The organism is Nocardia crassostreae (assembly GCF_001613405.1).
Classification (GTDB): Bacteria; Actinomycetota; Actinomycetes; order Mycobacteriales; family Mycobacteriaceae; genus Nocardia; species Nocardia crassostreae.
This window is the reverse complement of record NZ_BDCH01000023.1, coordinates 139083-166003: the sequence shown is the minus strand read 5'-3', so window position 1 is coordinate 166003 and position 26921 is coordinate 139083. Positions and strand designations below refer to the sequence as shown.

At 66.6% G+C, this 26921-nt stretch carries 24 protein-coding genes, 1 tRNA gene and 3 pseudogenes; 16 read left to right on the top strand and 12 right to left on the bottom strand.

What is annotated here, in order from left to right; translation table 11 throughout:
* Nucleotides 1-34 precede the first annotated feature (34 nt).
* Both NC4_RS24330 and NC4_RS24325 read right to left on the bottom strand, forming a co-directional pair.
* Nucleotides 35-985 (bottom strand): RNA-binding protein, encoded by a 951-nt coding sequence (locus tag NC4_RS24330; protein WP_067542399.1) that lies wholly within the window; start codon nucleotides 983-985, stop codon nucleotides 35-37.
* Nucleotides 982-2682, bottom strand: a complete 1701-nt coding sequence (locus NC4_RS24325; RefSeq protein ID WP_067542397.1) for an ABC-F family ATP-binding cassette domain-containing protein — start codon at nucleotides 2680-2682, stop codon at nucleotides 982-984. The genes NC4_RS24330 and NC4_RS24325 overlap by 4 nt, the downstream gene beginning before the upstream one ends.
* Before the next feature lie 479 nt (nucleotides 2683-3161).
* Between NC4_RS24325 and NC4_RS24320 the strand changes: the two genes are divergently transcribed.
* Nucleotides 3162-3377 (top strand): three-helix bundle dimerization domain-containing protein, encoded by a 216-nt coding sequence (locus NC4_RS24320; protein ID WP_067542395.1) that lies wholly within the window; start codon nucleotides 3162-3164, stop codon nucleotides 3375-3377.
* A 59-nt stretch (nucleotides 3378-3436) separates the two neighbouring features.
* Here the strand turns inward: NC4_RS24320 and NC4_RS24315 are convergent, their stop codons facing one another.
* The 3 genes from NC4_RS24315 to NC4_RS44815 form a co-directional block, all read right to left on the bottom strand.
* Complete coding sequence (locus NC4_RS24315; RefSeq protein ID WP_067542393.1) at nucleotides 3437-3754, bottom strand: hypothetical protein; 318 nt, start codon at nucleotides 3752-3754, stop codon at nucleotides 3437-3439.
* Between the two features lie 211 nt (nucleotides 3755-3965).
* The gene (locus tag NC4_RS41140; protein ID WP_169814865.1) at nucleotides 3966-4331 is read right to left on the bottom strand and encodes an MmyB family transcriptional regulator; all 366 of its coding nucleotides are present in this window, start codon (nucleotides 4329-4331) and stop codon (nucleotides 3966-3968) included.
* Nucleotides 4268-4588, bottom strand: a complete 321-nt coding sequence (locus NC4_RS44815; RefSeq protein ID WP_157555177.1) for a helix-turn-helix domain-containing protein — start codon at nucleotides 4586-4588, stop codon at nucleotides 4268-4270. The genes NC4_RS41140 and NC4_RS44815 overlap by 64 nt, the downstream gene beginning before the upstream one ends.
* A gap of 225 nt (nucleotides 4589-4813) precedes the next feature.
* Here NC4_RS44815 and NC4_RS24305 point away from each other — a divergent pair.
* From NC4_RS24305 to NC4_RS40490, 5 genes are all read left to right on the top strand, one after another.
* Nucleotides 4814-4887: transfer RNA gene (locus tag NC4_RS24305), tRNA-Pro, on the top strand.
* A gap of 679 nt (nucleotides 4888-5566) precedes the next feature.
* Entirely contained in the window at nucleotides 5567-6289 is a 723-nt protein-coding gene (locus tag NC4_RS24300) for a helix-turn-helix domain-containing protein (protein WP_157555175.1), read from the top strand.
* 35 nt (nucleotides 6290-6324) lie between these two features.
* Nucleotides 6325-6690 (top strand): hypothetical protein, encoded by a 366-nt coding sequence (locus NC4_RS24295; RefSeq protein WP_157555173.1) that lies wholly within the window; start codon nucleotides 6325-6327, stop codon nucleotides 6688-6690.
* A 7-nt stretch (nucleotides 6691-6697) separates the two neighbouring features.
* Nucleotides 6698-7237 (top strand): ImmA/IrrE family metallo-endopeptidase, encoded by a 540-nt coding sequence (locus tag NC4_RS24290; RefSeq protein WP_067542384.1) that lies wholly within the window; start codon nucleotides 6698-6700, stop codon nucleotides 7235-7237.
* Nucleotides 7234-8022 (top strand): hypothetical protein, encoded by a 789-nt coding sequence (locus tag NC4_RS40490; RefSeq protein WP_157555171.1) that lies wholly within the window; start codon nucleotides 7234-7236, stop codon nucleotides 8020-8022. Before NC4_RS24290 ends, NC4_RS40490 begins: the two co-directional genes overlap by 4 nt.
* Nucleotides 8023-8281: 259 nt before the next feature.
* Here the strand turns inward: NC4_RS40490 and NC4_RS24275 are convergent, their stop codons facing one another.
* Both NC4_RS24275 and cysM read right to left on the bottom strand, forming a co-directional pair.
* Nucleotides 8282-9463, bottom strand: coding sequence for a serine hydrolase domain-containing protein (locus NC4_RS24275; RefSeq protein WP_218021277.1), 1182 nt, complete (start codon nucleotides 9461-9463; stop codon nucleotides 8282-8284).
* Nucleotides 9464-9743: 280 nt separating this feature from the next.
* Nucleotides 9744-9999: pseudogene (gene cysM / locus NC4_RS43115) on the bottom strand (cysteine synthase B); the annotation flags it as partial.
* A 1018-nt stretch (nucleotides 10000-11017) separates the two neighbouring features.
* Here cysM and NC4_RS24265 point away from each other — a divergent pair.
* Nucleotides 11018-11308: a P-loop NTPase family protein gene (locus NC4_RS24265; RefSeq protein WP_157555169.1), complete on the top strand. Its 291-nt coding sequence runs from the start codon at nucleotides 11018-11020 to the stop codon at nucleotides 11306-11308.
* Nucleotides 11309-11334: 26 nt separating this feature from the next.
* Here NC4_RS24265 and NC4_RS39320 read toward each other — a convergent pair whose 3' ends face one another.
* Nucleotides 11335-11778 (bottom strand): LppA family lipoprotein, encoded by a 444-nt coding sequence (locus NC4_RS39320; RefSeq protein WP_084529723.1) that lies wholly within the window; start codon nucleotides 11776-11778, stop codon nucleotides 11335-11337.
* Between the two features lie 354 nt (nucleotides 11779-12132).
* On the opposite strand from NC4_RS39320, the gene NC4_RS24255 reads away from it, so the two are divergent.
* Nucleotides 12133-12999 carry a hypothetical protein gene (locus NC4_RS24255; RefSeq protein ID WP_157555167.1) on the top strand — a complete coding sequence of 289 codons (867 nt, stop codon included), beginning with the start codon at nucleotides 12133-12135 and terminating at the stop codon, nucleotides 12997-12999.
* Between the two features lie 13 nt (nucleotides 13000-13012).
* On the opposite strand, the gene NC4_RS24250 is transcribed toward NC4_RS24255, so the two are convergent.
* Nucleotides 13013-13378, bottom strand: a complete 366-nt coding sequence (locus NC4_RS24250) for a hypothetical protein (RefSeq protein WP_157555165.1) — start codon at nucleotides 13376-13378, stop codon at nucleotides 13013-13015.
* A 270-nt stretch (nucleotides 13379-13648) separates the two neighbouring features.
* Nucleotides 13649-13837, bottom strand: coding sequence for a hypothetical protein (locus tag NC4_RS24245; RefSeq protein WP_067542352.1), 189 nt, complete (start codon nucleotides 13835-13837; stop codon nucleotides 13649-13651).
* A 65-nt stretch (nucleotides 13838-13902) separates the two neighbouring features.
* Between NC4_RS24245 and NC4_RS24240 the strand changes: the two genes are divergently transcribed.
* The 4 genes from NC4_RS24240 to NC4_RS24225 all read left to right on the top strand — a co-directional run bounded on the left by NC4_RS24240 (nucleotide 13903) and on the right by NC4_RS24225 (nucleotide 19511).
* On the top strand, nucleotides 13903-14787 hold the full coding sequence (locus NC4_RS24240; protein WP_067542349.1) for a hypothetical protein: 885 nt from the start codon (nucleotides 13903-13905) through the stop codon (nucleotides 14785-14787).
* A 1-nt stretch (nucleotide 14788) separates the two neighbouring features.
* On the top strand, nucleotides 14789-16288 hold the full coding sequence (locus tag NC4_RS24235; RefSeq protein WP_084529722.1) for a hypothetical protein: 1500 nt from the start codon (nucleotides 14789-14791) through the stop codon (nucleotides 16286-16288).
* A complete protein-coding gene (locus tag NC4_RS24230; protein ID WP_067542346.1) occupies nucleotides 16285-17760 on the top strand; it encodes a glycosyltransferase in 1476 nt (491 codons plus the stop codon). The genes NC4_RS24235 and NC4_RS24230 overlap by 4 nt, the downstream gene beginning before the upstream one ends.
* 86 nt (nucleotides 17761-17846) lie before the next feature.
* Entirely contained in the window at nucleotides 17847-19511 is a 1665-nt protein-coding gene (locus NC4_RS24225) for an ArnT family glycosyltransferase (protein ID WP_067542687.1), read from the top strand.
* A 6-nt stretch (nucleotides 19512-19517) separates the two neighbouring features.
* On the opposite strand, the pseudogene NC4_RS24220 reads toward NC4_RS24225, so the two are convergent.
* A pseudogene (locus tag NC4_RS24220) lies at nucleotides 19518-20647 on the bottom strand (glycoside hydrolase 5 family protein).
* A 173-nt stretch (nucleotides 20648-20820) separates the two neighbouring features.
* On the opposite strand from NC4_RS24220, the gene NC4_RS45180 reads away from it, so the two are divergent.
* Nucleotides 20821-21723 (top strand): hypothetical protein, encoded by a 903-nt coding sequence (locus tag NC4_RS45180; protein WP_439957551.1) that lies wholly within the window; start codon nucleotides 20821-20823, stop codon nucleotides 21721-21723.
* Between the two features lie 14 nt (nucleotides 21724-21737).
* Here the strand turns inward: NC4_RS45180 and NC4_RS39305 are convergent.
* Nucleotides 21738-22888 (bottom strand): annotated as a pseudogene (locus NC4_RS39305) (transcription termination factor Rho, short form); the annotation flags it as partial.
* 401 nt (nucleotides 22889-23289) lie between these two features.
* Between NC4_RS39305 and NC4_RS24200 the strand changes: the two are divergent.
* Genes NC4_RS24200 through NC4_RS24190 form a run of 3 tightly spaced genes read left to right on the top strand, consistent with a single transcriptional unit; the run spans nucleotide 23290 to nucleotide 26857 of the window.
* Complete coding sequence (locus tag NC4_RS24200; RefSeq protein WP_084529721.1) at nucleotides 23290-24639, top strand: hypothetical protein; 1350 nt, start codon at nucleotides 23290-23292, stop codon at nucleotides 24637-24639.
* Nucleotides 24636-26132, top strand: coding sequence for a phytoene desaturase family protein (locus NC4_RS24195; protein ID WP_067542336.1), 1497 nt, complete (start codon nucleotides 24636-24638; stop codon nucleotides 26130-26132). Before NC4_RS24200 ends, NC4_RS24195 begins: the two co-directional genes overlap by 4 nt.
* Nucleotides 26081-26857, top strand: a complete 777-nt coding sequence (locus tag NC4_RS24190) for a M50 family metallopeptidase (RefSeq protein WP_067542333.1) — start codon at nucleotides 26081-26083, stop codon at nucleotides 26855-26857. The genes NC4_RS24195 and NC4_RS24190 overlap by 52 nt, the downstream gene beginning before the upstream one ends.
* Nucleotides 26858-26921: the final 64 nt, after the last annotated feature.

Genomic DNA, 26921 nt, shown 5'->3' with positions numbered 1-26921 from the left:
GGCAGCGGCATTCGGCGGCTGCCCGCCTCGGCGTTCAGGGGGTCCAGCGGGCGCGCAGGACGCCGTCGGGGTCGGGGAGGACCGCGGCCGCGAGTGGTGCGGATTCGTCCTCGATACAGGAGATGATCAGGACCGCGCGGGCTTCGGCGAGTGCGGCGGGCAAGTCCGGATAGTGGGATTCGTCGACGATCAGACTGGTCAGATGGCCTTCGGGGTGCTGCCAGACGATCTCGTCGAGGCCCGCCTCGGATAGTCCGGACAGGGCCCCGGTGATGTCCGTGGTGAGGTCGGGCCAGATCCGCAGCCGCGCCCGCGGGGCGAGGCGGGCCCGGACCCCGGCGAGGTCGTCGAGGGTGATCCGGTGCCAGCGTGCGGCATTGTGGAGAAAGCCCTCCTCCAGCACCACCGCCCCGTACCGCCCGGCGAGATCGCCGACCTCGGTCCAGAATGCCGCTTCGGCCGGGCGCGCCGGAGGTTCTCCGTCGAGCTCCGGATTGTACGGGGACCGATCCACCGGCTCGGCGAAAAGGCCGCGGCGCCGGGCGAACTCGACCGCGCGCGGACACGGCCGCGGACTTCCGACCCAGACGTACTGGTCGTAGCCGACGTGGACGAAGAATCCGCTCTCGTCCTCCAATCGGCACCAGGCCCCGTTATCGCGCAACATGGCTCGCACCAGTTCGAGCCCGACATCGAGGGATGTCCGGGCGCCGTCGTGATAGCCGGTCAGATTATCGGGGAACAACCCGGCCAGCCCGTGACCGTCGATCGGTGGTTCGACGCCGAAGGTGACGAACCCGGCCAGGGCGGGTTCGCGGATGGTGAGCCGGGTGATGCCGCACTCCCGGGCGAAGGCGGCCACCGTCTCCAGATAGGCCGCCTCGACCGGTCCGTGATCGCTGGCCGTGTCCTCGGTCCCGATGTAGTGGCCGCGTTCGTCGCGATCGGCCGGGTCGTACTTGCTGAGCCGGTGGACCGTGCTCATCGGCCCATCCTGGCGACGGCCTCGTGTTTGCGGACGCCGTCGTCCCAGACCGGCGCATCGCTCTCGTAGACGACGCCGTCCGAGCCGAAGACCAGGAAGCGGTCGAACCCGCGGGCGAACCAGCGGTCGTGGGTGACGGTGACGACCGTGCCCGCGAATTCGGCGATGCCCTGCTCCAGGGCGTCGGCGGAGTGCAGGTCCAGGTTGTCGGTGGGCTCGTCGAGCAAAAGCAAGGTGACGCCGGACAATTCGAGCAGCAGGATCTGCAGGCGGGCCTGCTGGCCGCCGGAGAGATCGTCGAAGCGCTGCTCCGCGGCGCGGGCCAGGCCGTAGCGATCCAGTACCCGGCTGGCGGCCTCGCGGCCCATGCCGTCGCGGTGTTCGTTGCCGGTGTGCAGGATCTCCAGCAGGGTGCGGCCCGCCAGGTCGGGACGGGAATGCGTCTGCGCGAAATAGCCCGGGCGCACACGGGCTCCGAGCGTGGCGGCGCCGGTGTGCGTGACGGGCGCGAGTTCGAGGTCGCCGATGGGCCGGTGCTCGATATCGGGATCGGTGCCGCCAGTGGCGAGCAATCGCAGGAAGTGGGATTTCCCGGATCCATTGGCGCCCAGCACGGCAACGCGATCGCCGTACCAGACCTCGGTGTCGAACGGGCGCATCAGGCCGGTGAGCTCGAGACCGGTGCACACCAGCGCGCGTTTGCCGGTGCGGCCGCCGCGCAGCCGCACCGATACGTGCTGCCGCACCGGCACCGCCTCCGGCGGTCCGGCCTCCTCGAACTTGGCCAGCCGGGTCTGGGCGGCGTGGTAGCGCGCGGCCATGCCGTCGTTGAACTTCGCCTTCTCCCGCAGCCGCAGGACCAGGGCCCGCAGTTTGGCGTGTTCCTCGTCCCAGCGGCGGCGCAGCTCCGCCAGTCGGGCGGTCCGATCCTCGCGCGCCTGCTGATAGCTCGCGAAACCGCCGCCGTGAATCCACGAGGTCGCACCGCTGATGCCGGGTTCGAGGGTCACGATGCGATTGGCGGCATTGGCGATGAGCTCGCGGTCGTGGCTGACGAACAGGACCGACTTGTTCGATGCGGCGATGGTCCGCTCCAGCCACTGCTTGCCCGGCACATCCAGGTAGTTGTCCGGCTCGTCCAGCAGCAGCACCTCATCGGGCCCGGCGAACAGGGCCTCGAGCACCAGCCGCTTCTGCTCACCGCCGCTGAGCGTGCGCACCGAGCGCCATTTGGCGCGATCGAATCCGATGCCCAGGGCGGCGGTGGTGACGTTGTGCCAGAACGCTTCCACTTCATAACCGCCGACGTCACCCCAGCCGGTCAAGGCGTGGGAGTAGGCCAATTGCGTTGCCTCGTAATCGGTTTCGATCAAGGCGTCCTCGGTGGCGTCGAGCGCCCGCGCCGCCGAGCGCACGGCGGGGGAGGCGACCGACAACAGCAGATCCCGCACGGTCGATTCGTCGTCGACCTGTCCGATGAACTGCCGCATCACCCCGAGCGAGCCGGACCGGGTCACGGCCCCGTCATCCGGAGCCAGATCCCCGGCGATGATCCTGATCAAGGTCGTCTTGCCCGTGCCGTTCGGGCCGATCAGCGCGGCTTTCACACCATCCCCGATGCGAAAGCTCACCCCACTGAGCAACTGCCGTCCATCCGGAAGGAAACAGTCGATATCGGAGACATCCACGTGGGCCATGGGAATCCAGGCAACCCGACCCGCCCGGCTGTCGCAACCGAATTTCCATTCGGTAGCAATGCGGTCGGCCAGCTCTTACGCGCCCGCAGGAGCATGCCGAAATCCTGCTTGCCGCACTGGACGGTATGACAGTCCGCATCCTCGCCGGTCATCTGACCGCGGACGCGGCAGTCCTGGCCCTCGACGCCCATCTCGCGCGTGTCGGTGCGGTCTGCGGGTGAATGTCCCCGCCCGCCAATACGATTGCTTAAGCTTGCTTTCGATCTTCGGAGACGGCCGCTGGGACGGCTCCGGAAGGCGCTGTTGCAGTTGCAATTTCATTTGCTTTCGCATTCCCGGTTTCCGGCGACTTGCGGTGCCTAATTCCCGACAATTTGTGCCACAAAGGCTTTCGGAGGGGTTAAGTTGTCCACTTCACACGGCATCCGCTGGGGCGGTTGGGATGCCGGGTGTTCTCGTATTGGAGGTGAGGCTGAGGTATGACCGCACCTGATGAAGGGCAGCAGATCGACGAGCTCGTCAAGCGGCTGGCCGCCAGATTCCCCGACGTGACCTCGCGGCTGGTCGGCGAGGTGGTTCGCGGAATACATCGCGAATTCGACGGCCATCGGGTCCGGGAATTCGTGCCGTTGCTAGTCGAGCGGATCGCCGAAAGGCAGCTCAGCCGACGGGTGACCTATTTCTCGACGTTGTGATGGGTGAACCGGAAAACCCCTCGCCGACCCGGGTCGGCGAGGGGTTTTGCCCGGAGACGTCAGGCGCAGACGCGATTGAGCTCGGCGGTCACCGGGTCCAGATCGGCGATGTTCGGATCGACCAGGGCGTTCGCATAGGCGGCAATGGCATCGCGCTCCGGACCGGCGGTCACGGCGGCCAGAGTCGACAGCCGGTCGGACAGCTTCTGCGAGATCTCCTTGTCGAACGTGCCGCCCGACATCTCGACCGCCGCATTGATCATGGCAATTGCCTTGTCGCACGCCGGAGATGCGGCCTGGGCCGGCGCGGCGGGCGCCATCAGCAAAGTCGCGGCCGTCGCGGTCAGCAACGTGGCGGAGAACAGTTTGCTCATCATTCCTCTGGCTCTAACGGGTAGGCCCGCAAATCCCTCGTGCGAACCTCTCGACCGCATACCGTACCCGGTCACCCACCCCCGCACGGCCCCCAGATCCCGGGGCACAGCCCGGATGCGAACCACCAGCTATGCGATCGGCGTCATCGTGTACATCGTCCACTCCCGCCGCGGCTCCTCACTCCGCATGATCTGCACGTGCATCGCCGTCCATTCACCCCCCCTCGAGGGGCCGAATCCGCACCGGCCGCCACGTCAGATCCACCACCGAGATATCGGTACCCCACAGCCGCTCCCAATCCGGCGACTCCGCACACATCCGCGTGATCTCCGCAATCCGCCCCGGATCCACGAACCCCGCCGCCATATGCCGAAACGCCTGCACCATGATGTGCGCCTCCCGCTCCCAATCCTCCATCACCACCCGAGCCCGCGGATCCACCAACATCCACACCATCACATTCCCACCCGCCCCCACCCCCGGAAACGCCCGAGCAAACGCCCCATTGACCGCAATCACATCGAACCCCGGCGACGTCTGATAACTGGCCGGAAACGGCATCCCCTCCAGCAAAGCCAACTCCGCCACTGTGGGCCCACCCCCGCCCCCACCCCCAGAGCCAACTCCGGTTGCAATACGGCCCCGGCATATTCGCGATAAGCCCCCGGCACATCCAACACATCGAACAACACCCCCAACGCCCCCGAAGTAGGCGCCCGAGTCCCCTGCTCCAACTTCTGAATCAACCCCTTCGACACCCCCGCCCGCACCGCCAACTCCCCCCGACTCCACCCCAACGCCTCCCGCCTCCCCCGAACAAACCCCCCAATACCCATCTCCGGCCCAACCACCCAAACCCTCCAACCCGCAACACCACCACCAACCCGAAAACCTACTGAAACACCCCCACACCCAACACTTCTGACCCACCCCGCCCACCCCCACCCGCCCACCCACCCCCACCCCCGAAACCAGCCCCCCACGCGCCCAGAACCAGCCGATTTGGTCGAACAGGGGGGTCCTGATGTAATCTCATCGAGCACGAAGCGCAGCGAGTGCAGCGGGCTGTGGCGCAGCTTGGTAGCGCGCTTGACTGGGGGTCAAGTGGTCGCAGGTTCAAATCCTGTCAGCCCGACGCTGGAAACCCCCTCCCGACCTTGTCAGGAGGGGGTTTCTGTTCACTTCACCAGCCGTAGGCGGTGGCCATTTGGTGGCCGCTTCGGCGCCTCCAGATTTGCCGCCTGTGGTCGGAACTTTCGGCCCTGAGTTGAGCGATGCCGCCGGGTGAAGGGGGGAGTTGGCCCGGCGACATCGACATCAACGGCGGTTGCATACCGAGGAGTTGACGCGGCTTCATGGGGAGACAAGCCCAGGGGTCGGGCTGCCATCCCAACGCTCGATCGTACCGGTAACAACGTCAGACCGCGCAATTCCGCACTTGATCGCGAAATTGTCTGAACCCAATGCTGTTGGCATAGAAAGGATCTGGTCCACGCCGCCACCGACATCTGCCGTTGTTGGCGCGGCTGGGTGCTCACCGACCGCCCGAACTGCCGTCCCCCCTTCGGACGACATCTACTCGCACGGCCGGTGAACCGCCTCATCCTTCTGTCACCCATCGTGAAGCGGCGCTGGACTCCACTCGCCATCCATCGATTGGGCGTCGCAAACGTATCATGATCTCCCTGTGAGAGGTAAAAACTCGGCTATTGAGCTCGTTGCGGGGTACTGTGATCTTTCTGTGATGTCGTAACCGCGAGGTCGAGACGGTGAGGGAAGTCAACCATGTGGAGTCGCATAAGGTTCGGTTTGTGGTGACGAAGGGTCTGCAAGAGCGCTTCGGTCGAATCGTGGCCATGCGCCGTGAGGAGCTTGGGCTGTCGCGTCCAGATGTGCGTGTGGCCGGAGGGCCTTCCGTTGCGACGATGGCGCGGATCGAGAGCCCGCAAGGCGGCACGGCCCCGCCGAGCCCGGCGACGCTACGACTCCTCGATGCCGGTCTCCGTTGGGTCGAGGGCAGCGCAGCGAGAGCGCTCCATGGCGGCGAGCCGATGAAGCTGGATGCGCAGGCATTGCTCGCGGGCGCTCGTGCTCCGAGTGGGCGCGAACATGACCCGCTGAGTTTCCGCGTGATCGAGCTCGATATCGACGTTGTGGACGCACTAATCGCTGCGGCGGACAGTTGCTTCCAGCTCTGCGACCGTACCGATCTGCCTGTGGCAGCCCAAGACTGCGCACGTGCGGCGAAGGAGCAACTCGGAGTCGCCATCGGCAGGCTCGCGGCGGCGCAGGCAACCGAGGTGCTGGAGCGGGCCGGTGGGCCGAACAACGAGATTCCCAAGAACATTGAAAGGCTCATCGGTGCGTTATTGGCGGCACCGCCGACGGCCACGGGAATCGAACGGGAGAACCAGCAATACCGACGGTGGCTCGCGCGCACCGCGACGAATCTGGACCCCGCTCTCGAAGACCGCTTCGTCAGGCGATGGCAGTCTAAGCTGAACCGGATCGGCCTGATCGAGGGAGAAAATCGTTGAGCCCAGACAGCGGAGTCGTGCCGCTAGAGGACCGAGTGAACCTGCTGTTCTCTACCGTCATCGATGACGACGGCGTCGAGGTCAGCGCAGCGACTGTGGCGCAAGCGCTTTCGAAGTCCTTGGGTCGGCCGGTGGATTCCGAGGACATCAGGGCACTGCGGCTACCCGGGGCGGAACGACCGAGTTGCGACCTGCTCGACGGGGTGGCTCGCTACTTCGACATGCCCGGGAGCTTCCTGTCCGACGACCCTGATCGGTATTACAGCTCGTTCCGGCAGTTGTACCTGCTGATCGTGCAGCGCGACAAGGGAATTCCTTTCGTCGCTCTGCGTTCGAGCTCAGACCATATGGACGACAAGGCCTTACAGGAGCTGCAGAACTACCTTGAATCCCTCGACTAGAGACGGCGTGGACCAGGACCGATTGATCGCCGAGAGGGCTCTTGCGGAACTGACCGTGCGCCGCCCCTGGTCGATGCGTCGCTTCGTGGAAGAATTGAGCCTGCAGCGGGATCGGCCGATCGAGATCGTCGAAGGACTGGGGGAATTCGAGAGCCTCGACTACTCCGGCATCTGGATCCCACTCCCGGAGAAGGACCTTATCCGGCACCGCTCGGGCTTCACCCAGATCGAGCGCGACGGGATCATCGCGCACGAACTTGGGCACATCATCCTCGGCCATGAGGTCCCCCTCGATGAGCGTATCCAGTATTTCGAGCGAACCGCGCCGTCGATCCCAGCTGCCGTCATCAAGCGACTCATGGCCCAGCAGGCCTGTCTGCGCTCGAACTTCGATCTGCCCTTGGAACGTCAAGCCGAATGGTTCGCGACGCTGCTGATGGAGTCCGCGGCCTCGCTCAGCCAACCGTTGTTCCCGGACCGGGATCTCAACCCGAGACAGCGGCTCATGCTCGAACGGGCTGCCGCGATTTTCGGGTGGTCGGTATGAGCGTCGTCATCGGCGCGATAATCCCGGCAGTGCTTCTCACGCTGGCGGCACATCGCATTCGGTCCAACCGTCATGGCAGCCATCGCGGCACTCATACCGGGATCACCAACCCCCTGACACAGCTCCTGCTGCTTCTCGGTCTGGCGAAGCTGTGCCGGGTCCCGGTGCTGACCGACGACGTCATCAACCCGGTGCTGCGGGACGCGACCGGCGTTGCGAACGTCATGTCCCTTGCTGGAATGACATTCGGCGCGTTGTCGGCGATTCCGATCCTCGGCGTCAGCTCGTACATCACCGGCCGCAACCTCGTGCCACGCGCACAACTCGGTATTGCAGTCGTGATCGTCGTGGCGATGATCACGACATTCCTGCGCACGCCGATGGCGGATACCCCGACGTCGTATATGAGCAATGACTTTGCGGTGACGGGGCCCGTCATGGCGTACTGGGTTGCCTTCCTGGCTCCGCTTGCGAGCGCGCTGGTTCTCGGCTCCGGCTTATATTCTCCGCGAGCTGTGGTGGGTCCGCAGGGGCCCATTCGCGCGCGCGTTGGCCGCTATCGCCCTGTGCGAGGTGTTGGGGTTGGTGTACTGCGCGTTCAAGGTCTACAACCTCTACTTGCAGCATGCGGGGATCGACAACTTCTGGCATCGAAATGCCCCGCCGGTGTCGATTGCCCTCGGGCTTGCAGCGCTGATCGCGGCGGGGGTGTCGGCAGGAATCTATGCCACGCACATCCTGAAGGATCGTTTTCACCGCTATCGGCTGTTGAGGCGTTTCGGTGATCGGTGGCTGGCGGCTCGGGCGGCGAATCCCGATGTCGTACTGGATCGGTCCGATCCATTCCGTCCCACTCGGCCGATGTGCTGGGCGGCATCGCGCTCCGGGGCGACCGCATATCGGCTGCAGATCGAGCTGGCTGATCACGCACACCAGGCTGGGGGCCGAAGCGCCTCCGGCGCCCCCGCGATCACCTGACAACAACGCGATCGCAAGAGCGTGCGGGATACGTCGATGGCGTATCCCGCACGCACTGTGGTCGGCTCAGGTAAGTGCCGTACGCAGCGCGTCGGACCACGGCTGCCAGCGCGGGTCAGGGCCTCCCGTATCGTCACCGACCATGTTGGTGCATGTATAGCCAACGGCGACACCGGATTCGGGATGGGCGAATCCGACTCGCCCGCCGGTGCCGACCTGGCCGAACGCGCCATCACCGAGGAGCTGAGCGGGGCGGGTGAGTTCGTAGCCGTGGGCGAAGTAGTTGCCGCGCGGCATCACGGTCAGGGGCGCCGGATGGGTGAGGCCCTCGGTCTGCGGCCGGCGTGCCCGCTCGACTGCTTCCGGGCCGAGCAGTCGGATGCCGTCGACCTCACCGATCGTCGCCGCGAACATTCGCGCCACCGAACGCGCGTTCCCGATCCCATTGCCGGACGGGACCTCCGCCGCATGACCGTCTCGGGTATTCAGCAATGCGAGACCCTCATCCCGGGCCGCGACCGTCGCGAGCGTCGCACGAACCAGGCGCGCATCGACATCGACACCCATGCGGCTCAACATCGCTTCCACGTCGGCGGCGCCGGGCAGATGCCGGCGGGTGAACTGCGGAACGACACGGTGTTCCTGGCTTTCGGGCAAGGCGATCCACAGACTCAGCCCGAGCGGGTCGGCGATCTCGGCGGCGAGGAACTCGCCGACGCTCTTGCCGGAGACCCGGCGAATCAGTTCTCCGGCCAGGTAACCCCAGGTGAGGGAGTGGTAGTAGAACGCGGTCCCCGGCTGCCACAGCGGGGTCATCGATTCCAAAGCCGAGATGCACTTCGACCAGTCCGTCAATTCCCGTGCCCCGATACCGGATTCGGCATCGAAGCTGGACAGGCCGCCGCGATGCGACAGCACATCGGCGACCGTCATCTCCGCCTTGCCCCCTGCGGCGAACTCCGGCCAATAGTCCCGCACCGGCGCATCGAGGTCGAGCAGGCCCCGATCGGCGAGGATGTGCACGCACGTAGCGGTCATCCCCTTGGACACCGACATGAGCACCGTCAACGATTCCGCGTCCCAGGTCTTCCCCGATACCGGGTCCTGCCCCATCCACAGATCCACCACGACCCGCCCGCCGCGATACACACACAGCTGCGCGGCACCCTCATCATCATCGTGGGCGCGCACAAACCCGTCCCGGAGCCCTTCGAAACCGCGCTCGACAAATCCCTCCACCAACGCCACAAAGCCTCCTCGACCGGATACAGCGGGCACACCTTCGAGGCGAAACCCCTTCGCACCAATACGATATTCGACCGGTCTCCGGCCTGTTCCATGCCGTCTCTCCGGCCCTTGCAATCGCGGCAGTCTCCACCCGGCAAGGTGGCGCCACTCCTCGTTTTCCGCCTAGCTGCTCAATTTCTTGTGCTGTCACCAGTGGTGATGCATCGGCGTGCGGGACCAGGTCGCCAAGCAGGGGCGGCAGGGACTGCAATGAGATCATCACTCCTCTATCAGGATTCAGCTAGTACAGGGCCCAGAGTTGGCCGTCGAGTTTCTCTTCCGCTTGCTCGGGGTGCCGTCGTAGGCGCCGGTGGAGAGGTATCTTCCGCCGCTGTCGGCGAGTACGAAGGCGATGTCGGCGCGGGTGCCCGTCTTGATCGCTTTCTTGGCGACGCCCAGGCGGCGCGCAGGATGGCGCCGGTGGAGAAGCCGGCGAAAATGCCTTCCTCGAGCACCAATTCGCGGGTGCGGCGCACGGTGTCGTAGGGGCCGATGGAGTGGGGTGAGCGCTGGCCAGTGCCATTGCGACCCGGTCTTGTGCGCATAATCCGCGAGACCAGCCTTCCGTTCGCAACATGATCTGGCGGAGGTACGGCGGGGTCAATCGCGACATTGACTTGCTGTGGCGGGAGGTAATGCGCGACGGCCGCGATCCGAGAATGCTGGGAAGTCAGTGGCCGTGCTGAACCCCGGCAATCTGTTTCCCGCGAACCGCGAGTGATCTCGAGGCTCTTGGTCGCATACTGCGATAGTGGGATTCGATGAGCAGTTCGACGAACTGCAAGAGGACGCACGCCGACGAGCCAATGACCGAGCGAGACAAGAACAGGCACTCGAGGACTTTGTCGCCAAGCACAGCTCGGCGGTGATCCAAGAGATCGAAGCTGTGGGAGCCTCCGCCGTACGCAGGCTAACGGAAGCGGGCGTATCGCCCACGCCGGTAGTCACATACGACCCGACTCCGGATCGGTACTATCTCCCGCCTGGTTTCACGATCGGCGGAAACCCTTACCGTCGGTCACGGATCGCCGACTACGCATGGCCCGTGCGTGGCTTCGTTCTCACTACTTCTGGGGTCTTCTTTCAGCCCATGAGTGGCAGCCCTACGAATGTGAATCTCGTCGCTGGTCGCGGTGAGCGCCTCACTGAAGCCGGTGAGCGGCACAAGCGGCACACGGCCCACCTACTGCGTCGACTTCACCTGCCGGACTATCCCTTTTTCATCGACAACACCGTGTACTGGACCTCCAGCTGCAGATCGGGATGGACTGCCTGATCCCGTTTCCAGCGGGAAGCCCACGCGCCGCGGAGATCGCCGACGATGCACGTGTTTCAGCAATCCATAAACAGCTGAACGCTGCTGGCCTGCGCGGCAGTGCCTTCGGCATTATGCCCGACGGTCATGCCGCCTTCGTGAGTCTGGAACATAGCTCAGATGAAGGCAGCTACGTGCAGGGAGTACCTCTGAGTGCTTGGCTCGCGAGGGCTGTCCACGACTTGATGTAGGCATCCTCGATGCCGATCGCTATGGTGAGATGCTCGAACGCCTCACCGTCGCAGCGGAACACGCGCTGCACTTACAGCTTCGACCTGACCTTCGAACAGACCCTTGTTCGGCACGAGGGCCGTCCGCAGGCGTCGGAGTTTCAACCGGAGCAGATGGCGCGGTGGTATCACGGCTGGCAGCCGCTGCCGTTGGTCGACGAAGTCCGCATCGACGTCGGCTGGCCGTTGGAGATGGTTGTCGAAAGGATCCACAACGACCTAAGCGGTGCCGTCGGCACTGCGCTTCCGGCCGACCGATAATGCCGGTGGCGCCGATATGCTGTGCCTCAGGTCCCCACCGAGTGGGTTACCGGCGGATTGTTACGGGTGGGTGAGGTGGTGGGTGACTTCTTTGCGGCGGGAAGGTGGCATGCCGTCTCGGGCCCGATGACCGTGGCGATCTGGGTGCCGAAGTAGATGTTGATGCTGTTGCCCTGGCCGTAGATTTCGACGCTGTGGTCGCCGGGAAGGTCCGAGTACTGAGTCATCTGGTCGGCGCCGTGCTGTGCGGCGATCTCGCGGACTCGGCGCAGGGCTTCCGGCCACACCGCATCGGGGATCGGGATGTCGGAGACGAAGTTTCCCAGGGTTGCCGCTTCGCCGCCTGTCCCGTCGAAGGGGGCTGGCTCTCGCAGTTGACCAGGCCGGGTTCGCGGTTGTGGAACCAGGTCATGCCGGGGGTATGCCGCCGCAGATGCTCGTAGCCGAGCGCGGCGACCACTTCGTCCCAATGGGTCGTGCGTCGAAGAACGGTGGTCTGTATCCGCCCACCGCGGGGGCCGACGAAGAGTCGGGCCCTCCCGTACGCCTCGGCCCGTGCGGCCTCGTCCGCACTCTTCATCGCGGGATCGGCGTCTACCCGCGCGTGTGCCCGGGCAATTGCTCGTAGCACAATCGGCCGCAGTTCCTCGATGATCGGAATTCTCCGGGCGCGTTTACCTTTCGTCCCCTTGTCGACTTCACGGTGTCGGCAATGAAGCCAATCCAATTCGAGACCTACGATCTTGGTTGCGGTGCCAAGCTCGGTGTCAAGAAACCAGCTGATAGTGCTATAGCTTGAAGCGCGACGCGGGGGGAGGGATCCGATGGCTACGGTGCCGACGTGGGCCGTCATCACGTTACCGTTGATCAGTGCTGGAATAGGGTTCGTGGGCAGCTACTTTTCGGCGAAGCTGCTCCGGCGGACAGGGACCGAAACCGTTGCCACGATGAGAGAGAACATTCAGGTGACCCGTTCGGCCGCGGAGGCGTCGGAGCGGTCCGCCGCAGCCGCAGAGCGCTCATCGGTCACCGCAGAGAATGCCGAGCGTGAGCTGAGCAAGTTCAGGCTCCACGACGACACCATGCGGACGCTGTACTGGGCCGCCGACCACGCGATCAGTCAGGAGTCCAATCGTGCGCTGATGGGTCTCGAAGCCTTGGCGGTACTTGTTGAACAGGCGAAGCAGGACCTGAATTCGCGAGCCGGTGAACTGGTTGCTGCCACAGCGGAGGCCGTGCGGAAAGTGGCCGTTCCTACGTTCCTGGCGATCCTGGTCGCGTGGGCTGACAACGCGCAAGAAGCAGTTCGTCGCGGTCGTCGTGGTGACGATGTTGGGGGTGAAGGTGAGGGTGAAGTCAGCAGCGGCGGTGGTGGCCGGGTTTCGGCGGTCGAAATCAATTCTGCTTCCCTCCTATTGGCTCATGCTCCCGCGACCTATCTCGGCGCCGACCTCCGTACGGAGGTCGAGCAGATAGCCCACGCGATGCCCGGTAGCGAGATCGCTGTTGTCCACCTATGCACAGGCAGTCGGTTCGAGCAGTCGGAGAGATCACACGAAGCATCACAAGCAGCGATTAACGCTGCGGCGCAAAGGATGATGCGAAATGCGAATGAGCAGGCGATACGCCGCGATGCGGCCGAGCCCCGGCATCGAGAACCCCCGACGCGGGACATTGGGCTGGAACGGTAAGCGCATAGAAGCATCAGGTTTCGCTGGTGCTGCCGGTCTTGCCGGGGCTCGCGCCGACCGCGATTCTCGGCACCGTGCAGCTGCCGCCGCATGTGGTGCGGGGGACCATCGAGGTGGCATCCGGGGGGGGGCGGCTGGTGGATCGGGTGGAATTGCCGCTGGGCGCGCCCGCGCCGATTCGGCTCTCGCTGGCGGGGGCGCAGGTGAAGCAGAACGCGGTCGCGGTCACGCTGACGTCCTCGCTGGTGCCGGAGGCGGGGTGGTGTGTCACCGACTGGTGGGGGGTGCCGCTCACGCTGGCCGATGTCTCGGTGGTGTACTTCGGCGAGGAACAGCAGCCGACCACGGTGGCGGACTTCCTGCCGCCGATTCTGGGCAAGCTGACCATGTATCTGCCCGCTCAGCCGAGCCGAGTGGAGAGCAATGCCGCGCTCACGCTGGGCACGGCCGTCGTCGCGCGCTACGGACGCCAGCCCGTGGCGGTGGAGATCCGGCAACTCGGCGCGGACGGCCGGGCGCCCGACCATCCGCCCGGATTCCTGGAGCGGCAGGTGGTGATTCGCGAATCCGGCGAGGCCGGACTGCGGGTGGAGAATCCGGGGCCGGAGCCGGTGCTGCGGCTGAGCGGCGATGCCACCAGCCTGCCCGATCAGACCCGGCTGCTGGTGACCGATCTGTCGCAGATCGCGGTGTCCTCGGGCGCGGTGGCGGTGTCGCTGCCGAGCGCTCCGGTCGTGTCGCCGGACAGCGTCACCCTCGGCGAGCTCGGGCAGACCCAGCTCAGCGCGACCTCGCTGGGCAGCGTGCGCGTCGAGTTCGGCGTGGACCAGTCGCGCATCGGCCATCCGGTCAAGGATGTGCGAATTCGCCTGCTGGGCAACTACACCCCCCCTGCCGTCGATCATGAGCGGCGCGATCACCGTGGAGGCGAACGGCAAGTACATCGACAGCTGGCCGCTGGACACCGAGGGCCGCATCGACCGCTGGGTCTCGGTCCCGGACAAGCTGCTCACCCGATTCACCACCGTCGCCGTGACACTGCATCAAACCGGCGTGACCGAGGGCTGTGGCCTGGAACGCCCGGTCACGCTCGCGCTGCATCCCGACACCGAGGTGACCAGTCGTCCCGCGGCCCCGGCCATTCCGGGCGGCTTCGAGGCGCTGCCGCAGGCGCTGCAACCCGAGGTGCAGGTGGGCCTGCACGATCCCGGTTTCGCCGACACCGTGCGCGCGGCGACCATTCTCACCGGGCTGCAACGACTCTCGGTCATGCCGCTGAAACCCGATATCGTCGATTTCGGCACGGCGGTGCGCAGTTCGGTACCGGCGGTGCTGGTTTCGGCCAATGGCGACGGGCTGGAATCGATCGAACTGCCGCTGGATCCGGACAAGGACGATCTGACCCTGACCGTGAACGGCGACCGCGGTGATTCGGCCACCGTCCGCATCGATCCCGGGGTTCCCATCGGATCCCTGCAGACCACCTGGAGCGGCGGCCGCATGGTGGTCGTCGCCACCTCCACCGCCTCGTCCGCCCGATTGGATCGCGCCCTGGACTGGCTGCAGGCCGACCTGGAGCGCTGGCAGGAACTGCACGGCGACGCCCTGTTCCAGGCCGGTGACCGCGAGCCGGAGTTCTTCGACCCGGATGCGGCCATGGACACCGGCGCTGAATCACCGTCGCAGACCATCTCGCTCGCCCGCACCCTCACCATCGCGGGCGCCATCATCGCGCTGCTCGCCGTGGTGGCCGCCGCCATGGTCCTGATGCGCCGCCGCAAGAGCTGACATGTCCGCCCCCGCGACCGCAGATCACAGCCGCAGCACGATGGTCCGCATTGCGCTGCGGGTGGTGCTGATCATTGTCGCTACCGGAGTCGCGTTCTGGGACAAGTGGTTCCGCGTGGTTCAGGGCGTTCGCATCGGCTCCAGCATCGGCCAGGTGTTCGTGGTGATGGCGCTGGCGGCGCTGGCGGCCCTGGGCATCCTCGTGCGCCGCGGCCCGCAGCTGCCGATTCACGACCGGCAGACCGATGTGATCGTCGGCGGCATCCTGCTCGGCACCTCGGTCGCGGTCCAGGGCTTGCTCATGCCGCGCTACCGGTATCTCTACGAGGTGCTGCACCTGGATCTGCTGGCGGCCTGGCTGTTCCTGTTCGGCGCGGCGGTGCTGGTCTTCGGACTGCGGCCGACCTGGCAGTTCTGGCCGAGCTGGTTGTTGCTGCTGGCCATGTTCCCGGTGCCGTACCGGGCGCTGCGCTCGGCGCTGGGCGGCGATCCGCTGCAAGCGGGTATCGCCATGCTGCCGTTGACGGCCTTCGCCACGGCGGTCGCGGTGGGACGTACGCGCACCCGCGCGGCGGTCGGCGCGGTGGGTGCGCTGCTGATCGGGGCCCTGGTGCTCGCGGTCATGCACGACCGGTGGCCGCGCCAGCCCGTCATTGCCTATCAGGTGTTTCCCTCGCTGATCGCTTGCTTCCTCATGTGCCTGGTGATGTACGTCCAGGTGCGGCGCGGCGGTTCGCTCAAACCGCTTGCCCGGCCGGTGGATCCGCTGTCGGCGAAACAGGTCTGGAGCGGGGTGGCGACGGTGGTGGTGGTCGGCGCGGCCGTGGCCTTCCTGCCGATTCCCGAGGGCTACGACCGCGAATTCCCCCGTATCCCCGGACTGAATCTGGCCCGGCCGCACACCGTGCCGCAGGGCTGGACCCTGCTCGCCGAGCGTGACTATCCGTGGGCGAAACACTATTTCGGCAGTCCCGCGGAACTGAACCGGCTGCTCATTCGCTCGGAGACGCGGAATCCCGAGTGGGACAAGGATTCCCGCCGCCGCCGAGTCGTGGTCGACGTGGTCACCGCGCCCAATGGCTACGCCATCGACCGCCTGCCGGAGTTCGTGCTCTACTCCCTGAGCCAGCCGCGCATCACCCCGCCCACCCTGGTCGATCTGGGCAATGGGGTGACCGCGCGCATGAACACCGTGCTCGACGACCAGCGCCTGCTGAGCTGGACGTGGCTGAGCTGGAACTGGCGCGACGAGTACGGCGCCGAGCGGATCAGCCTCATCGCCGCGGACAACCACCTGTCCGACGCCGAATTCCCGCAACCGCAGCGATCGGGTTTCGGGCTGCTCGACAATATTCTCAATACGTTCTTCCGGGGCAGTGCGGTGGTGCTCGACTCCGACGCCGATCCCAGCCTGGTGGACGCCGATACCGAGCACAAGGACGGGCCGCTGCTGACCGAGCTCGCGCGCGAGATCGTGCGCGCGGGGACCGGGCAGCCATGAGCGACACCGAGTCCCCCGAACCGGATTCCGCGTCGGCGCGGGCGCTGCACTATGCCGTGCACGGGCTGCGCGAGAACGATCCCATGGCCTCGGCCTCGGTGGCTTTCCTGCCGTGGCAGCGCAATACGGCCATCGCGGCCCTGGTGCTCATCGTGGTGTGCGCGGTCCTCGCGCCCATGCCGACCTTCACGGTGCTCGTCGGCGTCTGCACGCTGGTGTATCTGGCGGGCATGCTGGACCGGGTCCTGATCTTCAAGCGCGGTCTGCCGCGCGACGCCGTCATGACGGTGGACGATGAACGGGCACTGGCGATTCCGGACTCGGATCTGCCGTCCTACACCATTCTGGTTCCGGCCTACGGCGAGCCCGAGGTGGTCGGCGATCTGCTCGGCGCGCTCGGCGGCCTGAACTATCCGCGCGACCGGATGCAGGTGCTGCTACTGCTCGAAGAGGACGACGAGCCGACCATCGCGGCCGCCCGCAAGGCCGGGATCGGCGGTGTGATCGACTACGTCACAATGGTTCTGGTTCCCGAAGCGCAGCCGCGCACCAAACCGAAGGCCTGCAATTACGGTATGCATCTGGCCACCGGCGACATCGTCACCATCTACGACGCCGAGGACATTCCCGATCCGCTCCAATTGCGCCGGGTGGTGGCCGCTTTCCGCGATCTGCCCGAGAACACCGCCTGCGTGCAGGCCAAACTGTCGTTCCACAATGCCCGGCAGAATCTGCTCACCGCCTGGTTCACCATGGACTACGGGTTGTGGTTCGGCTACCTGCTGCCGGGGCTCATGCGCAGTACGGCACCGATTCCCCTGGGCGGCACCTCGAATCACTTCAAGCGCAGCGTGCTCAAGGAACTCGGCGCGTGGGATCCCTACAACGTCACCGAGGACGCCGATCTCGGCGTGCGATTGGCGGTGCATGGCTACGCGACCGGCGTGCTCGACTCCACCACGCTGGAGGAGGCCAATCCCGATCCCATCAACTGGGTGCGGCAGCGCTCCCGCTGGTACAAGGGCTATCTGCAATCCTGGCTGGTGCACGCGCGGCGGCCGATCCAGCTCTACCGGGCGATCGGGGCGGTGAGCTTCATCCGGTTCACGCTGTTCCTGGCTGGCACACCGGTCATCGCCTGCCTGAACCTGGTGTTCTGGGGTATCTCGGTGGCCTGGATTCTGGGGCAGCCCAGCCTGATCGGGCGGCTGTTCCCGGCGGCGGTCTACTTCCCGGCGCTCATCGCGCTCATCATCGGCAATGCGGCGACCATCTACATGAACCTCATCGCCTGCCGGGAGAACAATCGCCCCGATCTGATCTGGGCGTGCCTGCTCTCGCCGCTGTACTGGCTCATGATGGCCGTCGCATCGGTGAAGGGCTGCTATCAGCTCATTCGCAATCCCTCTTACTGGGAGAAGACTTTTCACGGTCTCGGCACGACCTCGGATAGCGCGGAGGCGACGAGTTGACCGCCACCCTGGAGCGGACCTCCGCGACCCCCGACCATCCGGCGGCGGCGGAGTCCCGCGGCCCGTCTCGTCGCGTGCGGGTGTACGTGTTCGCCGCCGCCACACTGCTGTACGCCGGTGCCGCCGTGTATCTCAGTGTGGGGCACGGGTTCCTGATGGGTGATGCGCTGTCCCGCTCCCAGGTCACCGAGGCGGCGCTGTTCAGCCGGGACCCGCACCTGTCCTCCATCGGGTTCGTCTTCACGCCGCTGACCGCGCTGGCGCAACTGCCGTTCGTCGCCCTGGCGCCGCTGTTCCCGTGGATCACGTACTGGGGGCTCGCGGGTGCGTTCATGTCCGCGCTGTTCATGGCGGGCGCCGTGCTGATGATCCTGGGCATCGGCACCGACCGCGGTCTGCCGGGCTGGATGACCTGGGGTGTCACCGCGGCCTTCGCGCTCAACCCCATGATCGTCTTCTATGCCGCCAACGGTATGAGCGAGGCGCCGTTCCTGTTCTTCCTGTGCTGGGCCGTTCGCTGGCTCATCCGCTGGGTGCGCACCGATGACGTGCACGATCTCACCGCCTGCGGCGTCGCCTTCGGACTGGCGTACCTGACCCGCTACGACGCGGTGGCCCCGGCCGTGTGCGCCGGTGCGCTGGCCTGCGCGATCACCTATCGGCGCAGTGCGGGCGAGCCGCATCGCAGGCAGGCCGCGCTCATGGATCTGGTGCTGGTCGGCGCGCCCGGGGCCGTGGCCTTCTTCGTATGGGCGCTGACCAGTTGGCTGATCACCGGGCAAGCGTTCCAGCAGTTCACCTCCCAGTACGGCAATGCGTCGATCCTGGCCCAGGAGGGCGCCACGGGTGGGTCGGAAGCCGCTGCCGCACTGGAGTATTCGTTCGGCGCGGCGCTCATTCTGGGCCCCGCGCTGCCGCTGCTGATTCCGATCGTCGGCGCGTTGGCGTGGCGACGGCGGGATGCGGAAGTGCTGGTGCCGCTGCTGTTGTGCGGTTCCGTGCTCGCCTTCCAAGCATTCAGCTACGCCTCCGGTTCCACCTTCGCCTTCCTGCGGTTCTATATCGCCGCGATACCGCTGGCGGCGGTGCTGGCCATGCAGATCGCGGCCGCCCGTGGATTCCCGCCCAGCCGCAGGCCCGGCCGCCACGCGGTAATGAACGCTCCCGCACGGGCTTTCCCGCCCGGTCGGCATGCCAGCAGGCCCACGTTCGGATTGCCCGAGTCGGCCTTGGCCGGGACCTTGTGTCTGCTCGTCGCGTCGGTGCCGCTGACTGCCTGGGGTATGACCAGTCAGCCCATGGCGGTGCAGGAGTACGCCCTCGAAGAGGTGATCTTCCCGGATCCCGAGGACGCCTCCGCCTACAACGCCGATCAGCGTCGCATTGCCGCGATGTTCTCCACCGAACGCATCCTGGCCGACTATCTCGACTCCATGAACCTGCCGCGCGGCGCGGTATTGATGGACACCGTATACGGTTTCGCCGTCTCGGCGGCCTCCCGGCACACGGAGCAGTTCGTCGTGCCCTCCGACCGCGATTTCGTGCGCGTGCTCAACCGGCCCGCCGAGCGCGGCGTGAAATACATTCTCACGGTGCCGAATTCGGGTAGCGGCACCTCCGATGCCGTGAACCGCCGCTATCCGACCATCTACGAGAACGGGGCGGGCATCGCGACGCTGTGGCTGGAAATGCCCAATGCCGGTGCGGGTCAACCTGATTGGCGGATATACCGGGTGCTGGGCGCGCAGTGAGGCGGGTCAGGGGCCGAGCGTGATCCGCTCGGCGACCAGCGTCCACAGCGGATCGTGCGGGCCGATGTCGAGGGTGCACTGATCCTCGCGGGGGTCCGGGACGAACGCCCAGAACAGCGCCCCGGCCGCACCCGCCGTTCGCAAGGTGGCGAGCTTGACGGCCATATCGTCACGCCGGGCCGCCAGATCACGGCAGGACCCGGCCTTCTCGCCGACTTCGGCCAGCAGCAAGGGTTTTCCGAGTGCGCGCGCCTGCTCGAAGCGCACCGCCAGGCCGTCGCGCTGATCGCCGGGCAGCACCGCGGGATCCTTCGAATAGTCGTGATAGTCCAGCACATCCACATACGGTGACGCCCCCACGAACTGGTAGTCCGCGCCGGCCGTCCCGCACTGCCCGCCCCCGGTGAAGCCCGAGAAGATCAGCCTGCCCGGATCCAGCTGCCGCACGAGCGCGCCCGCCTCGTCGAAGAATCGCCGCAGCACCTGCGCCGCATCCGGCGGGCAGGTCCGGGCCGACAGCGCGCAATCGCGGCCCTCGCATTCGCTGGCCTCCGGTTCGCCCATCAACTCCCACCCCGCGAGCACCGGACTGTCCTGCCACCGCGACACTGCCGTCCGCACCCAATCCCGATAGCTCATGACCGACCGCCCCCGCACCGGCGTGAACTTCTTCCACCCCTCCACGTACCACTGCCGCTGCTTGAACCGCTCGTCACTGCACCCCCGTCCTGCGCGGACAACACCGGCAACACCACCTGCCCGTGCCGCTCGGCCGCCTCGAACACCGCGTCCACGGCGGTGAAGGTGAGCTCCCCGGTGGTCTTGTCCACCGCGAACGCCTGGAACAGGTTGAACCGGGTGAGCGCATTCTTCGGCAGCGACCCGAAGTACGCGTCCAGATCCACCTCGGCCCCGCACCCGAAATTGATCGACCAGTTGGTGGCCAGCTGTGGCGCATCGAATCCGGAAGGCCACCAATGCTTCCCGTCGAGAAACAGCCCGTCCGCGGTGGCGCGTATCGCCACCGGCTCGACAGTGTGCGCGGGCCGCTGCGCCGGTTCGGAGCACCCCGTCACCCCGACCGTAGCCCCCACCACCGTCACCGCCGCGAACCGTCGAATCCCAATCCGGGCCATTCGTCTCCAATCGGTGCGGTGCGGGGATCGAGCGCGAACGAGCACCCGATTCCACCACACACCCACCCCGATACCGACTGGTCAGACGCCTGGCGTGTTCGCGGCCGTGTCGGATCCGCCGCCGGTAACGTGCCGCGTCGCCACCCGATGCATGGACCATGATGGAGAGATCCGTGACCGGTCTGGTCATGGTGGCGGCCGAAGTGATGGTCACCGTCATTCGCGAGGAACAGCATCAGGCCGCGCTCGCACGGTATGCGCCGCCGCCGGGCCGGAACCGGCTGGTCGCCGCCGAACTCGTCTGGTGTGTGATTCCCAGCGGAAGGTACCGGGGGTTGCCCACGCTCGAGGTGCGCCTCGACGGAGATCGGGTGGGGGAGCTGACCTTCCCGATGTCGCAGCGATACGGGCCCATGGTGTCCTACCTGCACGGCCACGGGAGCCGGGCGGGCTGCGAGGCGGTGATCGCGCACGGCGTCGGAGGTTTGCGACTGACCGCGCGGCTGCCCCGCGACCCCACCGCGATGACCGCCGTACCGGGGGTCGCCCCGGCGAAGAACACCTTCACCAAGCATCCGAAAGCCTGGATCGGCGCCGGGAGCACGGTCGCGGTGCTCTTCCTCGCCGCCATCGCGAGCGGCAACGACGAGCCCGCCGTCTCGACGTCATCGTCCGGCAGACCGACGTCGACGATTGCCGCCGCGCCGACCACCACGGCCGCGGCCCTGCCGCCGCCCACTGTCGCCGAGACCACGACCCCGCCCACGGTCGCCGACGAGACCACGGACGTGCCGCCGACCACCGCCGAGGACACGACGCTGCCGCCGACCACCGACGTGGCGGCGCCACCGCTGCTCGAACCGACCGAAGAGCCCGCACCGCAACCATTCGAAGCGGAAGCGGCGCCGATCGGCGAATGCGACCCGAACTACGGCGGCTGCGTGCCGATCGCCTCGGACGTGGACTGCGCCGGAGGCAGCGGGAACGGTCCCGCGTACGTCGACGGCCCGATCGCGGTGATCGGCGCCGATATCTACGATCTCGATCGAGACAGCGACGGTATCGCCTGTGAGTGAGTCCCGGCGGTGCGTCACGCGGCGCTGTGCGCGCCATTGCCCGCCGAGCGGATCTGGGTCAGGAATTCGGTATTGGTGCGCGTCTGACGGAGTCCGGTCAGCAGGAGTTCCAGCGATTGGTGCGGGTCGCGGTCGGTGAGGGTGCGGCGCATGGCCGTGGTGGCGGCCAGTTCGTCGGGAGTGAGGAGCAGGTCGTCGCGACGGGTGCTGGACTGCGCGATATCGACGGCCGGAAACAGGCGGCGGTCGGCGCTGCGGCGATCGAGTTTGAGTTCGGAATTGCCGGTGCCCTTGTACTCCTCGAAGATGACGGTATCGGCGAGCGAACCGGTCTCGACCAGGGCGCTGGCGATAATGGTGAGCGAGCCGCCGTTCTCCATATTGCGGGCCGCGCCCAGGAACTTCTTCGGCGGGGCCAGGGCGGCGGCATCGACACCGCCGGACAGGACGCGCCCGGAGTTGGGGGCGGCCATATTGTAGGCGCGGGCCAGGCGAGTCAGTGAATCGAGCAGCACCACCACGTCGCGGCCCATTTCGACCAGGCGCTTGGCATGCTCGATGGCCAATTCGGCGACGGCGATCTGCTCGCGCGGGGGCTGATCGAAGGTGGCGGCGGCCACATCGGCGGGGACGCCCGCGACAGATCGGTGACCTCCTCGGGCCGCTCGCCGACGAGCACCAGCAGCAACTGGCACTCGGGATGGTTCTTGGCGATCCCGTGTGCAAAGGCTTGCAGCACAGAGGTTTTGCCCGCCTTGGGCGGGGCGACCACGAGTGCTCGCTGCCCCTTGCCGATCGGGCTCACCAGATCGGCGACACGCGTGGTCAATTCGTGCGGTTCGGTTTCGAGCCGAAGCCGCTGGTTCGGATAGATGGGGACCAGATCCTCGAAGTGGGGCCGGAGTTTCGCCTGTTCGGGAGCCAGTCCATTGACGGTGTCGACCCGCAGCAGGGGCGCGAGCTTGGTCCCGTCCCGGCGGTCCCCGGCCACACCGCCGACGATGTCGCCGCGGCGCAGTCCGTATTCGCGGATCAGCCGGTTGGTTACGTGGATGTCGTGCGGTCCGGCCTGATAGCCGTCGACTCGCACGGTTGCGTGATTGTCCGTGATATCGAGGATGCCGCTGATCGGCACCCGCGCATCACCGACATGAATCATGGTGTCAGTCATTGTCTTTTCTCTCATCGGAGTCGGATGGTCGAGTGAATGGATACGGCGAAGCGCCGTGAATGCAGCCCGGCTGCGGTGAATCCAGCCCGATGACGTCCTATGACGAATCTCGATCGGTGCTGGTGTTAGAAGAAGAATGTGGGAGGGAGATGCTCACCTACATCCACACGGTGACCACTAGAGCCGATCACCAACTAGATCCGCAGCCGAGGATACCGCCGCCCCCGAGATCGCGCAACAACCCCCGATCGGAAGCGCCATTGCGGGGGTAGTGCAGGCGCTACGACGGATTCGGGTGCCTGCCGTAGTGGATTCGGCGGGGATCGTTTCTAGCCTCGAGGGGGTGGATCCATGGCTTCCGGTGCGCCGGGGGGCTCGAGGAAGGGAGTTCGGGCGTGGGGACGGTTGCCGTTGTCGAGGCCGTGAAAACGGGGGGTGGCGAGGATGATTCGGGCACCGATCGGTGGGGATTGCCCACGCGGGTCGTGTTCCGGTTCTGCTTCGTCTACTTCGCGCTGTACTGTCTCGGCATTTCGCAGATGCTCAGAGGGCCGCTGGGGTTGGCCGGGCGGGATCTCGCGCCGGAGGACCTCGATTGGCCGCGAGCGATTGTCGAGTGGGTCGGGCCACACGTGTTCGGGGTCGATGCGCAATGGCGGCTGGTCGGGGGCGGGGACACCACCTATGACTGGGTGCTCGTCGGCACGTTTCTGATTGCGGCCGTTGCCATTACGGCCGTGTGGTCGGTGCTGGACCGGCGGCGTGACGGGTATCCGCGGTTGTACGCCTGGCTCCGGCTGGTGCTGCGGCTCGGGCTGGCGGGGCAGATGTTCCTGTACGGGATGGAGAAGGTCTTTCCCATCCAGATGTGGGTGCCGCTGGATCGGCTGCTACAGCCGCTCGGGGATCTGAGTCCCGCCGGGATCATGTGGGCGCAGGTGGGGGCTTCGCAGCCGTACGAGATCCTGCTGGGGTGTGCGGAAGTCGCGGGTGGGCTGTTGCTGCTCGTGCCGCGGACGGTCATGGCCGGTGCGCTGCTGAGTGCGGTGGCGATGGGGCAGGTGTTCCTGCTGGACATGGCGTACGACGTTCCGGTGAAACTGCATTCGTTCCATCTGCTGCTGATCGCACTGGTGCTGCTGGGCCCGGATTACTCGAAGCTGCTGGGATTCTTCACCGGTCGCGCGGTCCGCACGGCGCCGCGGCGGCCGCTGTTCTCCTCGCGGCGCGGCGCTGCCGTGGCATCGGCGCTGGCGGCGGCGGTGGGGCTGTGGATGCTGGGATCGCACTCGTACGATGCGGGCACGACGTGGAGGAGCCTGGTCGACGCACCGAAAACGGTGCCGCTGTACGGGATCTGGAACGTGGAGGAGTTCACCCGCGACGGTGTGCCGCAACCGCCGCTGGTCACCGATGCCGAACGCTGGCGGCACATTGTCTTCGAGTTGCCCGGGACCGCCACGGTGGTCCGGATGGACGATTCGCGGGAGGTCTACGCTGTGACAGTGGAGGAGGGCACGCGGACGGTCACCCTGATGCTGCCCGGAGCGCCGGATCGGACGGTGCCGCTGCGGTTCGAGCAGCCCGGCCCCGACCGGCTGATCCTCGACGGTCAGGGGATGCACATGAGCGCCACGCGGATCGATCCCGACTCGTTCGCGCTGCGCCGCGGCGGGTTCCACTGGGTGCAGAACGAGGACGGTCATCCGCTGTTCCCGGTCCCGGCCGCCTCGGGTGCGCGATGACCACCGCCATCGTGGTCGGCGCGGGGCCCAATGGCCTCGCCGCCGCGGTGACCCTGGCCCGGCACGGCGTCCATGTGACCGTTCTGGAGGGCTCCGATGCCATCGGCGGCGGTACCCGCAGCGGGGAGTACACCGTGCCCGGACTGCTGCACGACCACTGCTCGGCGGGCCATCCGTCCGCCGCGGCCTCGCCCTTCCTGCGCGGCCTCGACCTCGAAAAGCACGGTCTCACGTGGCTTCGTGCTCCGATCGACCTGGCGCATCCGCTCGACGGCGGGACGGCGGGCATGCTGGCCGGTTCGGTCGCCGAGACCGCCGCGGGGCTGGGTGTCGACGAGCAGCGCTGGAATCGGTTGTACGGCACGGTTTCTACGCGCATTGACGACATCATCGGGGAGATATTCCAGTCGCCCTTCCATGTGCCACGGCATCCGATCAGCCTGGCGCGCTTGGGCATACCGTCGCTGGCTTCGGCCGCGCTGCTCGCCCGCCTGTGGCGGACCGAGGAGACGAAGGCGCTGTTCGGCGGTGCGTGCGCGCACTCGTTCCAGCCGTTGACCAGCCCGCTCTCCGCGGCCCTGGGCCTCATGTTCGTGGCCGTGAACGAGCGCTACGGCTGGCCGGTGGCGCAGGGCGGTTCGCGTGCCATCACCGATGCCCTGGCGGCACTGCTGATCTCACTGGGCGGGCGCATCGAGACCGGCGTGCGCGTCACCTCGCCCGCTGATCTGCCGCCCGCCGACATCACCGTGTTCAATCTCGGGCCGCGCGCGGTTGCGGATCTGATCAGCGATCGCATGCCGAGCCGGATCCAACGCGCCTATCGCCGATACCCTTGCGGCCCTGGCGAATTCAAACTGGACCTGGCTGTCGAAGGTGGCATCCCGTGGGCGAACGAACAGTGCCGCCGCGCCGGAACCGTCCATTTCGCAGGCTCTTTCACCGAGATGGTGGCTTCCGAACGCGACACCAATGCCGGGCGTATGCCCACCCGGCCGTTCATCATCGTCGGCCAGCAGTATCTCGCCGACCTCGCCCGTTCGCGCGGTGACCTCCATCCGGTCTACGCCTACGCCCATGTGCCGAACGGCTTCACCGGGGACGCCACCGAGGCCATGCTCGAGCACATCGAACGTTTCGCCCCCGGCTTCCGCGACCGCATCATCGCGACAACGGTGACGAGCACCGCGGACCTGGCGGCCGCCAACCCGAATTTCGTGGGCGGCGATGTGATCGGCGGCGCGGCCACACCCATGAATCTGCTGACCCGCCCGCGCATCGCACTCGACCCTTACTACACCGGCGTCCCGGGCATGTTCCTCTGCTCTGCCGCCACCCCGCCCGGCGCGGGCGCGCACGGGATGGGCGGCCACAATGCCGCCCTGTCCGCCCTGCGCCGCCTCGAACGGCCGGATGCCCGGCGGTTCGCTATGGTTCGGCGATGGACACCGCAGAGTTCGTCGAACGCGGCAGTTCGATCATCGATCGGCTGACCACCACCCAGACCCCGCCACCGGTGGAATTGGTGATTGGAACCGGCGTGCTCGCGCTCCTACTCGTCGCGTTCCGGCCCACCTGGCGGATCCTGCGCAATGTGGTGACCCTGGCGCACGAGGGCGGGCACGCCTTCACCGCGCTGCTCACCGGCCGTCGGCTCAACAGCATCCGATTGCATTCCGACACTTCCGGACTCACCGTGTCCAGCGGCAAACCCTATGGGCTGGGCATGATTCTGACCAGCGCGGCCGGATATCCCGCACCGGCGCTGCTCGGGCTGGCCTACGCCGCCCTGCTGGGCGCGCATCGGATCACGCTCTTGCTGTGGCTGACCATTGCCCTGCTGCTCATCCTGCTGGTGAAGGTGCGCAATCTCTACGGCGTGCTCAGCGTGTTCGTGATCGGCGGCATCGTGTTCGCCGTGTCCTGGTTCGGCACCGATGTCACCCAGGCCGGGCTGGCGTATCTGGCGGCCTGGTTCCTGATGCTGGCCGCGGCGCGCCCGGTGCTGGAACTACAGCGCAACCGGCGGCACGAACCGAACTCCGATGCCGACCAGCTGGCCCGGCTCACCCGCATTCCGGGACTGCTGTGGGTAGTGCTGTTCGGCGCGATCGCGGTGTGCTCGCTGCTGCTGGGCGGTCGGTTGCTGCTGGCGGATATGACGGGGGTGTGCGTGCCCGGCATCACGCAGAGCACCTGTGCGGCCGCCGCCGGGTAGCAAGGATCTTCGCACGTCACAACGACATTGGCACCGACGCGAGATTTCTTGAGAACGGGGGCTA